This is a genomic window from Delftia sp. PE138, from assembly GCF_018320755.1.
In the GTDB taxonomy this organism is placed as follows: Bacteria; Pseudomonadota; Gammaproteobacteria; order Burkholderiales; family Burkholderiaceae_C; genus Comamonas; species Comamonas tsuruhatensis.
Map to the genome: position 1 here is coordinate 413,180 of NZ_JABEPN010000005.1, position 13,330 is coordinate 426,509.

Genomic DNA, 13,330 nt, shown 5'->3' on the forward strand with positions numbered 1-13,330 from the left:
CATCACAACCAACGGGAACGATTGCATTGAGCATCAGCATCAACGATGTGGCCCGTGCGGCCGGGGTTTCCAAATCGACGGTGTCGCGCGCGCTGGCGGGCGGCTCGGTCAGCGAAGAAGTCCGGGCGCGGGTCGCGGCCGCCGTGCAGGCCACGGGCTACCGGCCCAATCTGATGGCACGCCGGCTGCGCGCGCGCGACGCAGGGCCCATGGGCGTGCTGGTGGCCGACATACGCAACCCGTTTTTCACGGCCCTGATCCGCGCGGTCGAGGCCGAGGCCTATCGCCAGGGCCGGCGCGTGCTGTTGTGCAATACCGACGAAGACCCGCAGCGCGAAGCCATGTACCTGCAGCTCATGCAGGAAGAGCGCATCGCGGGGCTGATCTTTGCGCCCACCCAGGCCAGCCTGCACAAGCTCGAGCGCATGCAGCTGGAGTTTCCCGTTGTCCTGGTGGACCGGGCGGGCGCCCCGGCCTTCCATGACAGCGTGGTGCTGGACAACGCCCAGGCCTGCGCCACCCTGGTCAGGCATCTGTTGGAACAGGGCCGCCGCCGCATTGCAGGCGTCTTCGGCAGCACCAGCAGCACGGCGCGCGAGCGCTGCGACGGCTATCTGGCCGCCATGCGCGATGCAGGCCTGGAGCCCGACTTGCGCCAATTGCCCCCGACCAGCGATGCCGCCGAGGCCGAAGTCACGCAATGGCTGCGCCAGCCGCAGCGGCCCGACGCCTTCGTGGCCAGCAACGGCCTGCTGCTGGAAGGCTGCCTGCGCGCGATACGCGCAGCCGGCCTGCGCATACCTGCCGATGTGGCGCTCGCCGGTTTCGACAACGAGCGCTGGACAGAACTGGTGGCCCCCGCCATCACCGTGATCGAGCAGCCGATCGACGCCATGGGCCGAACGGCCTTCAGCCTGCTGATGGAGCGGCTGCATGCGCCCGAGCTGCCCGTGCGCAAGGTGGTCATGCAGGGGCGCTGCATTGTGCGCGAGTCCACGCAGGCGATTCGCTGAGCGCGGCTTTCGGGGCCGCCTGCCAAGCCCCGCCCCAGGAGGGGGCACATTGGACTTTCAATGTTACAAACAGTCGCAAACAACGGACTTGCACCCATAATCGCTCACAATTTTGTCCCGTTGACCTCATGAACCAGCCCCAACATCCCATCGTCCATGGCACGGAAGACGTGCTGATCAGCCTCTGCAACTCCGTCTCGCGCGTGCTCCAGGTGGCCACGCAGTGCCAGATCCAGTATTCGGGCATGGTGCAGCGCATCACCAAGACCAGCCTCAAGCCCGACATCGGCTGCTTTGTCCTGGTGGACGGCGGCTTTTCGGGCCTGGTGATCATCAACTTCTCGGCCGCCGCCGCCATGGAGCTGTACCGCAGCTACATGCTGAGCATGGGCATGGGTGAAGAGGACCTTGCCAGCTCCTACACCTCCGACGATGTCAGCAACGTCATGGGCGAGCTGATGAACCAGGTGGTGGGCGACTTCACCAGCAAGGTCCAGCGCGAGCTTCAGACCTACATCACGCAAAGCCAGCCCAAGATGATCCGCCTGAACAAGCAGGTCAACCTCAGCGTGGATGCCAACCTCGACTCTCCCGAGGCGCGCCGCGTGACCTTCTACACGGGCAACAACAACATCTTCTATCTCGAGCTGGCCATGGACCGCACGGAGTTCATCAAGGTGGTGGATTTCGAACCGCAGGAGCGTCCCGACCCGGACGCCCTCATGGCGCAGGCCAACGCCAGCGCCCCCGCCGCAGCGCCTGAACCGGCCGGCAGCACGGACACCGACGAACTGCTCAAGTCCCTGGGCATGTAGGCCCCGCCTCCCCTGCGGGGGCCAAAACCCTGACGCCTGCGGATGTATCAGGCGGCTCCGGGAAACGATATCGTTGACATGCAGATAATTGGAATGCCAACTATTTGAATGCCACGATGTCTCCCCTTCCCGACCAGTCCCCGCCCGCGCAAGCCGATGCCGCCAGCGTGCAGCGGCATTTCATGTTCACGCTGGGCCAGGTCAACAAGCAATGGCGCCGCACGCTGGACAGGCTGCTGGCGCCCATGGGCCTGACCCAGGCGCTGTGGATGCCGCTGATGCATCTGGCGCGTTCGCCTGAAGCCATGCGCCAGAAGGATCTGGCCCATTCCCTGGCGCTGGACAGCTCCTCGGTCGTGCGCCTGGTGGACGGCCTGGCCGCCCAGGGCTGGATAGAGCGCGTGGACGACAGCGACCGCCGCGTCAGGAAAATCCAGCTCACGCCAGCCGGCCATGCCCAGGTCGAAGCCGTGCAGGGCCTGCTGCAACAGGCCCGCGCCCAGGTGCTGGGCGCCGTGCCGCCCGAGGAACTGGACGCGGCCTACGCCACGCTGCAGCGCCTGCTGGAGGCCATGGCCGCCGAGCCCGCCTGCGACACGGACCTGCCCGACGAGCAGGCTGCCTGAGATGGCTGCCGAGCACTCTTCGCTGCCACCCGCCCAGGACCATACAGCGGCCAGCCGCAAGGCGCCGCTGTGGCTGCTGGTGGTCGTGACCATCGTCGGCACGCTGGCCATGCACATGTTCCTGCCCGCCCTGCCCGATGCGGCACACCAGCTCCAGGCCGGCGCCAGCCAGATGCAGCTGACCATCACGGTCTACATCCTGGGCCTGGGCGTGGGCCAGCTGATCTATGGCCCGCTGTCGGACAGCCTGGGGCGCCGCCCCATGCTGCTGGCCGGACTCATCCTCTATGCGCTGGCCAGCCTGGCGGCCTTTCTCGCCCCGTCCGCCCCCTGGCTGATCGGCGCGCGGCTGCTCCAGGCGCTGGGCGGCTGCGCGGGCCTGGCACTGGGCCGCGCCATTGCGCGCGATTCGAGCACGCCCGAGAACGCCGTGGGCAGCCTGGCGCTGCTCAACCTGATGATGATGATCGGCCCCGGCATCGCGCCGGCCATCGGCTCGGCCATCGACGACGCCCTGGGCTGGCGCGCCATCTTCGGCACGCTGGCCGTGGTCGGCGGCGTGACGGCCTTCGCCATCTGGAAGCTGCTGCCCGAAACCGGCCAGCCCACGGGCCGCCTGCACCTGGGCACCATCCGCGACGACTACCGCAGCCTGCTGCGCTCGCCGGCCTTCGTAGGCTTTGCCGTGGGCGGCGGCTGCGCCACCACGTCCATCTATGCCTTCCTGGCGGCGGCGCCCTTCGTGTTCATCGAGCAGCTGCATTCCACCAAGCATGAGGTGGCCATCTACCTGGGCCTGCTCATGGGCGGCATGGCCGTGGGCAATGCGCTGGCCCGCCAGCTGATACGCCACTGGCCCCTGGAGCGGCTGATGCTCAACGGCAATCTGCTGAGCCTGGCCAGCGCGGCCATGCTGCTGTTGCTGGCCCTGTTCAACCAGCTCACGCCGGCCATCGTGGTGGGGCTGATGGTGCTGTTCGCGCTGGGTTCGGGCCTGACCAGCCCTGCGGCGCTGGCCAGCGCGCTGAGCGTGCATCCGCGCCTCACGGGCTCAGCCGCCGGTGTCTACGGCAGCACGCAAATGGCCGTGGGCGGCCTGTGCACCTTGGGCGCCAGCCTGGGCAGCAACCCCGCGCTGTCGGCCGCGCTGGCCCTGGTCGTGGCCTGCGTGGTGGGGCAGTTGGGCTTTCGCAGCGCGCTGCGCCACGCGCAGCGCGCGCCCGGCTGAGGGCCATGGTCCCCGAGGCGACGGCCCGGCCGCGCGGAGCGCAGGCGGGGCCAGGGCCTCGATTACATTGGCGCAGCCGTGGGCCCTTGCCACGGACCACAGGAGACAAAAAACATGCGCCAACTTTCCTTTTCCATCGTCCTGCGCCAGGCCGCCTCCGGCACGCTGGCGGCCGCCGCGCTGCTGGCCGGCCCGGCCGCCCAGGCCGGCTCCATCGAGGCCGCCGAGTTCAAGAGCGCCACGCTGCAGCGCAGCTGGACCTACAACGTCTACCTGCCCACGGGCTACGACGCCCAGTCCAGGCTGCGCTACCCCGTCATGTACCTGCTGCACGGCAACGACGGCCAGCGCAACGACTGGCCCGTCAAGGGCAATCTGCTGCGCACGGTGGACCAGCTGATCCAGAACGGGGAGATCCCGCCCGCCATCATCGTCATGCCCGACGCGGGAACGACCTGGTACGTGGACCTCAAGGAGCCCATGGAGACGGCCTTCTTCCAGGACCTCGTCCCCCATGTCGAGAAGAAGTACCGCACCCTCACCAGCCGCGATGGCCGCGTCATCGGCGGCCTGTCCATGGGCGGCTACGGCGCGCTGCGCTACGTGCTCAAGTACCCCGAGAAATTCCAGGCCGCCGCCCTGCTGAGCCCCGCCATCTACAACCCCGAGCCGCCCGCCGATTCCTCTGCACGCTCGGTCAAGGTCTTTGCCGAACCCAATACCGGCGGCCAGTACAGCACCACGGTCTGGAAGAGCTACAACTACCCTGTGCTGTGGGACAGCTTTCTCGCCCGCAAGATCAGCGTGCCCATGTACATCAATTCGGGCGACGACGATGAATTCATGATCGAGTCCGACGCCGCCCAGCTCTACGCCCAGCTGCGCAGGAACAAGCAGCCTGCCGAGCTGCGCATCGTCAACGGCAAGCATGAATGGCCGGTCTGGGAAAGCACCATCGGCGACGCGCTCAAGTACGTGTTCCGCACCGTGCGCCGCCCGCAGGCGGACAACTGAGCCAGGCCATGAAGCAAAAAAAGGGGAGCCGGCCGGCTCCCCTTTTTGATGGCATCAGCAGGTCCTACAGATTGCCGACCATCTTGGCAGGGATCACCCAGGCGTCGAACTGTTCGCCAGTCAGGTGGCCGGAAGCCACGGCCGCTTCGCGCAGGCTGGAGCCTTCCTTGTGCGCCTTCTTGGCGATGTAGGCCGCCTTGTCGTAGCCGATGTGCGGATTCAGCGCCGTCACCAGCATCAGCGAGCGCTGCACCAGCTCGGTGATGCGCTCGCGGTTGGGCTCGATGCCCACGGCGCAGTGGTCGTTGAAGCTCTTCATGCCATCGGCCAGCAGGCGCACGCTCTGCAGGAAGTTGTGCGAAACCATGGGGCGGAACACGTTCAGCTCGAAGTTGCCCGAGGCGCCGCCGAAGTTGATGGCCACGTCGTTGCCGAAGACCTGGGCCGCCAGCATGGTCACCGCCTCGCTCTGCGTGGGGTTGACCTTGCCGGGCATGATGGACGAGCCGGGCTCGTTCTCGGGGATGGAGATCTCGCCCAGGCCGCTGCGCGGGCCGGAGGCCAGCCAGCGCACGTCGTTGGCGATCTTCATCATGCTGGCGGCCAGCGTCTTGAGCGCGCCGTGGGCGTGGACCAGGCCGTCGCACGAGGCCAGGGCCTCGAACTTGCTGGGCGCCGTCACGAACGGGTAGCCGGTGAGCTGGGACAGCTCGGCCGCCACGCCCTCGGCATAGCCCTTGGGTGCATTCAGGCCCGTGCCCACGGCCGTGCCGCCCAGCGCCAGCTCGTACAGGTGCGGCAGCGCGGCGCGCACATGCTTTTCGCCATGGGCCAGCTGGGCCACCCAGCCCGAGATTTCCTGGCCCAGCGTCAGCGGCGTGGCGTCCTGCAGATGGGTGCGGCCGATCTTGACGATGTCGGCATAGGCCTCGCTCTTGGCCTGCAGCGTATTGCGCAGCAGGGCAATGGCGGGCAGCAGCTTTTGCTCGATGGCCGTGACGGCAGCCACGTGCATGGCGGTCGGGAACACGTCGTTGCTCGACTGGCTCTTGTTCACGTCGTCATTGGGGTGGACCAGGCGCGACTCGCCCCGCTCGCCACCGAGGATTTCGCTGGCGCGGTTGGCCAGCACCTCGTTGACGTTCATGTTGGTCTGCGTGCCCGAGCCCGTCTGCCAGACCACCAGCGGGAACTCGTCCGGGTGCTTGCCGGCGATCACCTCGTCGGCGGCAGCCAGGATGGCCCGGGTCTTCTTCTCGTCGAGCAGGCCCAGCTTGTGGTTGACGGTGGCCGAGGCCTTCTTGACCTGGGCCAGCGCGTGGATGATCTCGCGCGGCTGCTGCTCGCCGCTGATGTCGAAGTTCTGCAGCGAACGCTGCGTCTGCGCGCCCCAAAGCTTGTCTGCGGGGACGGCTATGGGTCCGAAAGTGTCTTTTTCCTGGCGGGTCGCGGTCATTGGTGTGGACTCCTTGGTGAAAACAACGCGGCGCAGTTGGCTGGAGGCAGGTCGGCGGGCCGCGCGCTGCGTGGCTCGGGGATGTCTGGCTGGCGGGGCCGCAATGGCAAAAACCCGCCCATGGTAACTCCGCAAATGGGAACCTCTCGCATCCATCCCCCACTGAGGTGTCGCCGAGACGGGCTTGTCCAGGCAAACCCCTCGACTCTTGTACAAGACTGCACCCCTTGCGTGCACTTTCCGCCGCGCAGCGCCGATAATCGCCCCCGGGATTCCCCTCCCCTGTTCCCCCGATCAAAAAGACACCCCACCGATGACCACCACGATCCGCCAGCAGGACCTGATCGATTCGATCGCAGGCGCCCTGCAGTACATCAGCTACTACCACCCCGCCGACTACATCGCCCACCTGGCCCGCGCCTACGAGCGCGAGCAGAGCCCGGCGGCCAAGGACGCGATGGCCCAGATCCTGACCAACTCCAAGATGTCGGCCACCGGCCACCGCCCGATCTGCCAGGACACCGGCATCGTCAACGTGTTCCTGAAGGTGGGCATGGACGTGCGCTGGGAAGGCTTCACGGGCGGCCTGGAAGACGCCATCAACGAAGGCGTGCGCCGCGGCTACAACCACCCCGACAACACGCTGCGTGCCTCGGTCGTGGCCGATCCGCTGTTCGCGCGCAAGAACACCAAGGACAACACGCCTGCCGTCATCAACGTGCAGATCGTGCCCGGCGACAAGCTGGACGTGACCGTGGCCGCCAAGGGCGGCGGCTCGGAGAACAAGTCCAAGATGATCATGATGAACCCCAGCGACAACCTGGTGGACTGGGTTCTCAAGACCGTTCCGACCATGGGCGCGGGCTGGTGCCCGCCGGGCATGCTGGGCATCGGCATCGGCGGCACCGCCGAGAAGGCCGTGCTGCTGGCCAAGGAAAGCCTGATGGAAGACCTGGACATGTACGAGCTGCAGGCCAAGGCCGCGCGCGGCGAAAAGCTCGACCAGGTCGAGGAACTGCGCCTGGAGCTGTACGAGAAGGTCAACGCCCTGGGCATTGGCGCGCAAGGCCTGGGCGGCCTGGCCACCGTGCTGGACATCAAGATCAAGATGTACCCCACGCATGCGGCCTCCAAGCCCGTGGCCATGATCCCCAACTGCGCGGCCACGCGCCACGCGCACTTCGTGATGGACGGCTCCGGCGCGGTCTACATGGACGCCCCCTCGCTGGACCTGTGGCCCAAGATCGACTGGGAGCCCGACTACAACAAGTCGCGCCGCGTGGACCTCAACGCCCTGACCAAGGAAGAAGTGGCCAGCTGGAAGCCCGGCGACACCCTGCTGCTCAACGGCAAGATGCTCACGGGCCGCGATGCCGCCCACAAGCGCATCCAGGACATGCTGGCCAAGGGCGAGAAGCTGCCCGTGGACTTCACCAACCGCGTGATCTACTACGTCGGCCCGGTGGACCCGGTCAAGGACGAAGCCGTGGGCCCCGCAGGCCCGACGACGGCCACCCGCATGGACAAGTTCACCGACATGATGCTGGAGCAGACTGGCCTGATCGCCATGATCGGCAAGGCCGAGCGCGGCCCGGTGGCCATCGAGTCCATCAAGAACCACAAGTCGGCCTACCTGATGGCCGTGGGCGGCGCCGCCTACCTGGTGTCCAAGGCCATCAAGAACGCCAAGGTCGTGGGCTTCGAGGACCTGGGCATGGAAGCCATCTACGAATTCGACGTGGTGGACATGCCCGTGACCGTGGCCGTGGATGCCGGCGGCACCAGCGCCCACATCACCGGCCCTGCCGAATGGCAAAAGCGCATCGCATCCGGCGAGTTCAAGACCATTGAGATTGCCTCGGCCTGACGCCGGCACCAAGCGCAAAGAGGCCGCCTTCGGGCGGTCTTTTCATTGGCGCGGGCATTTGTGACAGACTGCCCGCTGCCTGCAACACTGCCCATTCAACATGACCATCGCGCTCGTCCTCATCGCCCTGCTGGCCGTGACCAGCCTGGCCTGGCGCCTGTCCTCCCGCCGCCATGTTCTGCCCTGCCCGTCCTGGCTGCGCTGGATGGTCGAGCTCGACAATCCCTTCGCGGCCAGCAACAAGGCCGCCTTCATCGTCGGGCAACTGCAGATCCAGCCAGGCATGAAAGTGCTGGACGCGGGCTGCGGCCCGGGCCGCGTCACCCTGCCACTGGCGCGTGCCGTTGGCGCGCAGGGACAGGTGCTGGCCGTGGACCTGCAGCCGGCCATGCTCGAACAGGTGGCGGCCAAGGCGCGCGCGCAGGGGCTGGAGAATGTGCGCACCCAGGCGGCGGCGCTGGGCCAGGGGCAGCTGGCAGCCGAGCAGCACGACCGCGCCGTGATGGCCGCCGTGCTGGGAGAGATTCCGGACCGCCAGGCCGCGCTGGCCGACGTGTTTCAGAGCCTGCGCCCCGGCGGCCTGCTGGCCGTGGCCGAGCTGGTCTTCGACCCGCATTTCCAGCGCCGCACCAGCGTGGAAAAGCTGGCAGGCAAGGCAGGCTTCATCCCCCACTCCTTCCACGGCCATGCGGCCGCCTATCTGCTGGTGCTGCAGCGCCCTCTCCAACCATGACCACCACACATTCTCCTGTAGCGACCCTGCGGACACCGCGCCTGATACTGCGCCAGTGGCAGGCCGGCGACCGGCAACCCTTTGCCGCGCTGAATGCCGACCCACAGGTCATGGAGCACTTTCCGGCACTGCTCAGCCGTGAACAAAGCGATGCCATGGCAGACAGGATCCAGGCACTGATCGAGGAACGCGGCTGGGGCTTCTGGGCGGCAGAGCACCTTGCCAGTGGCGAGTTCATGGGCTTCATCGGGCTGCACACTCCCGCCGCGTCTTTGCCGTTCTCGCCCTGCGTGGAAATCGGCTGGCGGCTCGCCCGGCCTTTCTGGGGCCAGGGCCTGGCCAGCGAAGGCGCGCGGGCGGCGCTGGCGCACGGCTTCGGCGCGTTGCATCTGGAGTCCATCGTCTCGTTCACCGCGCTGTCCAACCTGCGTTCGCAGGCCGTGATGCAGCGCCTGGGCATGGAGCGCGACGCCCATGACTTCGACCATCCGCAGGTGCCGGCAGGCCATGCGCTGCGCAGGCATTGCCTGTACCGCCTGACACATGCCCAATGGCTGCAGCAGCAAGCCATGGCCCGAGCATGAACGCGCCCGAGCGGGCATACTGGGCGCCGCCTCCAAAAGCCTTTATCCGCATCTCCACATGACCTCCCCGGCCTCTCCCATCGGCGTCTTCGACAGCGGCATCGGCGGCCTCAGCGTGCTGCAGGCGCTGCGCCATGAGCTGCCGCATGAGCGCTTCATATACCTGGCCGACAGCGGCTATGCACCGTATGGCGATGCACGCGGCGACGCCTTCGTGCAGCAGCGCACGCGCACCATTGCGCGCCACCTGTGCGAGCAGCACCAGATCAAGGTACTGGTGATCGCCTGCAATACGGCCACGGCCGCTGCCGTGGACATGCTGCGCGCTGAAATGCCCGAACTGCCCCTGATCGGTGTGGAGCCCGCCATCAAGCCCGCTTCGCTATCGAGCCAGACCGGCCACGTGGGCGTGATGGCCACGCGCGGCACGGTGAGCAGTGCGCGCTTTGCCCGGTTGGTGGCCGACCATGGCCAGCGCGTGCAATTTCATGTCCAGCCCTGCGACGGACTGGCCAAGGCCATCGAGGAAAGCACGGAGCAGCCCGTTCCCGCCGACCCCATGGCCACCGAGGTCGCGCGCCTGTGCGCCAGGTATGTGAATGCCCTGGGCAGCTTCGGACAGAAGACGGGCGAGATGGATTCCCTGGTGCTGGGCTGCACCCACTACATATTCGCCCGCGAGCAGTTGCGCACGCTGCTGGGGCCGGACATCCAGTTCATCGACACCAGTGCCCCGGTGGCCCGCCAGACGCGGCGCGTGCTGGACCGCCTGGGCACCCTGGCCAGCGAAACAGGACCCTTGCCCGCGGCGGAGGGCCAGGTCCGGTTGATGACCACGGGATCGCTGCAGGCCCTGCAGTCCGCCGCATCGCGCTGGCTGGATCTGCCCGCGCAATGCTGCTCGTCCGTTCAGGTCGGCGAATCCAGCGCCATCCCCACGGCCGCTTAAATCACGGCTGCGCCTGCCACAGGCGCCGGCCCGAGTGGTCCATCCAGCTCAGGTACAGCCGCAACTCGAACTCCAACTGGTGGTATTCGGGCTCCATGTGGGTGCACAGCTGGTAGAAGGCCTTGTCGTGATCGGGCTCACGCAGGTGGGCCAGCTCGTGGACGACGATCATGCGCAAAAAAGCCTCGGGCGCTTGCTTGAACAGTGCACCGATGCGGATCTCATGCCGTGCATTGAGGCGACTTCCCTGCACCACGGCGCGGCGCGTGTGCAGGCCCAGGGCGTTGTGGACCACATGGATGCGGCCGTCGTAAGCCACTTTGTTCAGCGTGCCGGCATTGCGCAGGTGCCGGCCCTTGAGGGCATCCACGTAGTCATAGAGGCTCTTGTCCGTGCGCACGGCATGGGCCTCGGGATGCTTGCGCAGCAGCCAGGCCTCGGCCTTGTCATCGGCCAGCCAGCCACGCACCTGTGACTGCAGCGCGGCCGGGTAGGCGGACAGGTAGGGAAGCGGCAGCGCGCCACCGGCCACCTCGCGCCGCTGCTCGCGCTGGCGGCGCACGGTCTCGGTGACTGCTCCGGAATACTTGGGCGTGCTGGCCTGTGCCGCCATGGCTGTACGCTGCGCGGGGCAGCGCCTTGCGCTCAATGCAGGTGGCGGGGCCGGCGGTTGCCGCCGTGGCCCGAACCCGATCCGCCCATGCCGCGCGGCGGCTTGCCGATCTCCAGCGAGCTGACCAGGGCGTCGAAGCGCTGGGAGAACAGCTTGTCGATCTCCTGCACCACGCCACCCAGCTCGGAGCCGTCGAAATGGCGCTCCATCAGGTTGACCACGTCCTGCACCAGCAGGTCGCGCTGCACTTGCATGATGGCCGCGGGCGTCGGGCCCACGAAGAGCATGACGAAGTCGTCGCGCGACTCGGCCTCTTCGGACTCCTCTTCCTCGTCGAACTCGGTGTCGTAGAAGGTCACCTCGATGGCAGCGCCCTGCTCGGCCAGCTCGTTGATGCCCATGCACATGTCGTCCAGCGACTGGCGGAAGTCCTCATCACCGCGCACCGTCCAGCACACCTGGAGCAGGCGCTCCTTGGTATCGAACTGGATGCCGGGCTCTTCTTCGTAGACGCTGCCAGCGCCATCGGCCAGGGAGCGGGCACCCGCATACTTCCACAGCGGGCCCAGCGCTTCCTGCAACTGCTCGTAGGTCGTGTCGGGGCGCAGCAGCACCTGGCCGTGCACGTGGATTTCAAATGGAGCGTTGTAATTCGACATGTTCTCGTCTGGGATGAGTTTGGCCACACCTGTCACGCCGCACCATGTGCCACGATCAATGTCAACGGAACGCATGCAGGCATCGCCATCACTGTCTGCCCGAGCCGCGCCATCCAGGCAAGCAGCCCGGGGCCTGATGAAGGGATTCTCGCACGTAATGCAGCCGGCAAGGACTTGGCGGCGCATGGCCACAATGCGGTGCTGCAAGAGCACGAAGCCAGCAACATGCACTGCGCAGCACCGCGAAACATTGCGCAACCGCAGCATTCGCCTCAACGCAAAATTGCTACAAAGATTGCAGCATCAGAACGCTGCTGCACATAGCTCATGGTGCCCCGAGCCGGGATCGAACCGGCACGCCCCTGTTCGGAAGCGGCGGATTTTAAGTCCGCAGTGTCTACCAATTTCACCATCGGGGCCCTGCGCCGCAGCGTCACAGGCCAACGCAAGCTGCTCATGCCTGCGAACTGCAGCACCAACGAAAAAGGGAAGCGTTACCGCTTCCCTTTTTTCTGAATTGGAGCGGGAAAACGGGTTCGAACCGTCGACCTCAACCTTGGCAAGGTTGCGCTCTACCAACTGAGCTATTCCCGCATATCTGTCAAGCTGTGCGCCTCACAGAGCAGACTTGAATTCTAGCGCAGATTTCCGGCACTCCGGACCAAGTCCGGAAAAAATCCACGTCGAAGCGGATCGATGCCCACCCGCACAGCAGCCCGCTCCATGCCGTCGCTTACTTGCCGTCGATGCGGTCCTGCATGCGCTTGGCGCGCTGTTCAGACGGGGGGTGAGAGCTCAGGATGGAGCTGCCGCCACTGCCACCGCTGAGCTTGGCCAGCTTCTGGAACGATGTGACCAGGCCCTGACGACTCATCTTCTTTTCCGTGAGCAGGTCAAAGGAATAGTCATCAGCCGCCGACTCCTGGGACTGGGAGAACTGGGCGTTGATGAACTTCTCACCCAGATCTCCGGCCTGCGAGCGCGACAGCGAGGCCAGCGCCGAATTGCCGCTATTGGCTGCAATCGAGCGCGCAGCCGATGCCGCATAGGCCGTTTGCATGCGCTTCTTGCTATGACCCAGCGCCACATGCCCGATCTCATGGCCAATCACGCCACGCAATTCATCGTCGTTCATCAGATCCATCAGGCCGCTGTAGACGCGAATGCAGCCATTGGCCATGGCCCAGGCATTCACGTCCTGCGTCATATAGACCTTGTAGACGGCTTTTTTCCCATTGACGGCCTGCGGCATGCTGGCAATGACCTTGTTCAGCCGCACCGTGTACTTGCTCTTGGCATCGGCCACCTTGTTCTGCGCATCCATGGCCGCGCAGGAGTCGTTGGACAGCGTGACCACATCGTCATCCGTGAGCGTCATGGCCTTCATGGCCGTGGAGCCTGAATCCAGCAGCCCGCCCACATCAGCGGACTCCATGGTTTTACAACCCGCCAGCACCACGCCGCTGGCAACAATCGCCGTCAATAGCTTGATCTTCATAATCCCTCCCGATGAATGAAGCGCGCATCATATCCACGACCGGCCAATTGAATCCACTGCCAATGGCAAGCCATTTGCACTTTTTTGCAATTTTCCAATCAACTTCCAATAAGCACGCTCGCGGCGAGGATCCAGGCAGAACAATTGGAAACAAAATAATTCACCGAACTGGCAATGAATTACAGAATGGAATTCTCTTCATGTCACAGAAGAACAAGCCCTGAACCACTCGCAGAGTGCCGAAACTTTAGAGAGAGGGAGAGATGGAGCTTGAC

The 13,330-nt window shown here is 65.8% G+C and carries 13 protein-coding genes and 2 tRNA genes; 9 read left to right on the top strand and 6 right to left on the bottom strand.

Going from position 1 to position 13,330, the window contains the following annotated elements; translation table 11 throughout:
* The first annotated feature begins 26 nt into the window (after window positions 1-26).
* The 5 genes from HFGMBDPB_RS19345 (at window position 27) to HFGMBDPB_RS19365 (ending at window position 4,696) form a co-directional block, all read left to right on the top strand.
* Entirely contained in the window at window positions 27-1,013 is a 987-nt protein-coding gene (locus tag HFGMBDPB_RS19345; RefSeq protein ID WP_212646036.1) for a LacI family DNA-binding transcriptional regulator, read from the top strand.
* A 128-nt stretch (window positions 1,014-1,141) separates the two neighbouring features.
* On the top strand, window positions 1,142-1,828 hold the full coding sequence (locus tag HFGMBDPB_RS19350; RefSeq protein ID WP_016445168.1) for a DUF3334 family protein: 687 nt from the start codon (window positions 1,142-1,144) through the stop codon (window positions 1,826-1,828).
* A gap of 116 nt (window positions 1,829-1,944) precedes the next feature.
* Window positions 1,945-2,454, top strand: a complete 510-nt coding sequence (locus HFGMBDPB_RS19355) for a MarR family winged helix-turn-helix transcriptional regulator (RefSeq protein ID WP_046241710.1) — start codon at window positions 1,945-1,947, stop codon at window positions 2,452-2,454.
* Between the two features lies 1 nt (window position 2,455).
* Window positions 2,456-3,682, top strand: coding sequence for a multidrug effflux MFS transporter (locus HFGMBDPB_RS19360; protein ID WP_047471439.1), 1,227 nt, complete (start codon window positions 2,456-2,458; stop codon window positions 3,680-3,682).
* 114 nt (window positions 3,683-3,796) lie between these two features.
* Window positions 3,797-4,696 (top strand): alpha/beta hydrolase, encoded by a 900-nt coding sequence (locus HFGMBDPB_RS19365; RefSeq protein ID WP_016453096.1) that lies wholly within the window; start codon window positions 3,797-3,799, stop codon window positions 4,694-4,696.
* Window positions 4,697-4,760: 64 nt separating this feature from the next.
* Here the strand turns inward: HFGMBDPB_RS19365 and fumC are convergent, their stop codons facing one another.
* Window positions 4,761-6,152 (bottom strand): class II fumarate hydratase, encoded by a 1,392-nt coding sequence (fumC, locus tag HFGMBDPB_RS19370; RefSeq protein ID WP_016445164.1) that lies wholly within the window; start codon window positions 6,150-6,152, stop codon window positions 4,761-4,763.
* A 313-nt stretch (window positions 6,153-6,465) separates the two neighbouring features.
* On the opposite strand from fumC, the gene HFGMBDPB_RS19375 reads away from it, so the two are divergent.
* The 4 genes from HFGMBDPB_RS19375 to murI all read left to right on the top strand — a co-directional run bounded on the left by HFGMBDPB_RS19375 (window position 6,466) and on the right by murI (window position 10,285).
* Window positions 6,466-8,019: a fumarate hydratase gene (locus HFGMBDPB_RS19375; RefSeq protein ID WP_013803260.1), complete on the top strand. Its 1,554-nt coding sequence runs from the start codon at window positions 6,466-6,468 to the stop codon at window positions 8,017-8,019.
* 100 nt (window positions 8,020-8,119) lie between these two features.
* Entirely contained in the window at window positions 8,120-8,752 is a 633-nt protein-coding gene (locus tag HFGMBDPB_RS19380; protein WP_017407256.1) for a class I SAM-dependent methyltransferase, read from the top strand.
* Entirely contained in the window at window positions 8,749-9,336 is a 588-nt protein-coding gene (locus tag HFGMBDPB_RS19385) for a GNAT family N-acetyltransferase (protein WP_212646037.1), read from the top strand. Before HFGMBDPB_RS19380 ends, HFGMBDPB_RS19385 begins: the two co-directional genes overlap by 4 nt.
* 58 nt (window positions 9,337-9,394) lie before the next feature.
* Window positions 9,395-10,285: a glutamate racemase gene (gene murI, locus HFGMBDPB_RS19390; protein WP_212646038.1), complete on the top strand. Its 891-nt coding sequence runs from the start codon at window positions 9,395-9,397 to the stop codon at window positions 10,283-10,285.
* A 1-nt stretch (window position 10,286) separates the two neighbouring features.
* Here the strand turns inward: murI and HFGMBDPB_RS19395 are convergent, their stop codons facing one another.
* The 5 genes from HFGMBDPB_RS19395 to loiP all read right to left on the bottom strand — a co-directional run bounded on the left by HFGMBDPB_RS19395 (window position 10,287) and on the right by loiP (window position 13,055).
* Complete coding sequence (locus HFGMBDPB_RS19395; protein ID WP_016445160.1) at window positions 10,287-10,898, bottom strand: M48 metallopeptidase family protein; 612 nt, start codon at window positions 10,896-10,898, stop codon at window positions 10,287-10,289.
* A gap of 32 nt (window positions 10,899-10,930) precedes the next feature.
* The gene (locus HFGMBDPB_RS19400) at window positions 10,931-11,557 is read right to left on the bottom strand and encodes a DUF6806 family protein (protein WP_013803265.1); all 627 of its coding nucleotides are present in this window, start codon (window positions 11,555-11,557) and stop codon (window positions 10,931-10,933) included.
* A 328-nt stretch (window positions 11,558-11,885) separates the two neighbouring features.
* A tRNA-Leu gene (locus HFGMBDPB_RS19405) sits at window positions 11,886-11,976 on the bottom strand.
* Between the two features lie 99 nt (window positions 11,977-12,075).
* Window positions 12,076-12,151 (bottom strand) — tRNA-Gly (locus tag HFGMBDPB_RS19410).
* 139 nt (window positions 12,152-12,290) lie between these two features.
* On the bottom strand, window positions 12,291-13,055 hold the full coding sequence (gene loiP, locus HFGMBDPB_RS19415) for a metalloprotease LoiP (protein ID WP_016445158.1): 765 nt from the start codon (window positions 13,053-13,055) through the stop codon (window positions 12,291-12,293).
* Window positions 13,056-13,330: the final 275 nt, after the last annotated feature.

Excerpts from the sequence above, each read along its gene's own strand:
- HFGMBDPB_RS19350 (WP_016445168.1), top strand. The coding sequence starts at position 1,142 with ATGAACCAGCCCCAACATCCCATCGTCCATGGCACGGAAGACGTGCTG.
- HFGMBDPB_RS19355 (WP_046241710.1), top strand. The coding sequence starts at position 1,945 with ATGTCTCCCCTTCCCGACCAGTCCCCGCCCGCGCAAGCCGATGCCGCC.
- HFGMBDPB_RS19360 (WP_047471439.1), top strand. The coding sequence starts at position 2,456 with ATGGCTGCCGAGCACTCTTCGCTGCCACCCGCCCAGGACCATACAGCG.
- HFGMBDPB_RS19365 (WP_016453096.1), top strand. The coding sequence starts at position 3,797 with ATGCGCCAACTTTCCTTTTCCATCGTCCTGCGCCAGGCCGCCTCCGGC.
- fumC (WP_016445164.1), bottom strand. The coding sequence starts at position 6,152 with ATGACCGCGACCCGCCAGGAAAAAGACACTTTCGGACCCATAGCCGTC.
- HFGMBDPB_RS19375 (WP_013803260.1), top strand. The coding sequence starts at position 6,466 with ATGACCACCACGATCCGCCAGCAGGACCTGATCGATTCGATCGCAGGC.
- HFGMBDPB_RS19380 (WP_017407256.1), top strand. The coding sequence starts at position 8,120 with ATGACCATCGCGCTCGTCCTCATCGCCCTGCTGGCCGTGACCAGCCTG.
- HFGMBDPB_RS19385 (WP_212646037.1), top strand. The coding sequence starts at position 8,749 with ATGACCACCACACATTCTCCTGTAGCGACCCTGCGGACACCGCGCCTG.
- murI (WP_212646038.1), top strand. The coding sequence starts at position 9,395 with ATGACCTCCCCGGCCTCTCCCATCGGCGTCTTCGACAGCGGCATCGGC.
- HFGMBDPB_RS19395 (WP_016445160.1), bottom strand. The coding sequence starts at position 10,898 with ATGGCGGCACAGGCCAGCACGCCCAAGTATTCCGGAGCAGTCACCGAG.
- HFGMBDPB_RS19400 (WP_013803265.1), bottom strand. The coding sequence starts at position 11,557 with ATGTCGAATTACAACGCTCCATTTGAAATCCACGTGCACGGCCAGGTG.
- loiP (WP_016445158.1), bottom strand. The coding sequence starts at position 13,055 with ATGAAGATCAAGCTATTGACGGCGATTGTTGCCAGCGGCGTGGTGCTG.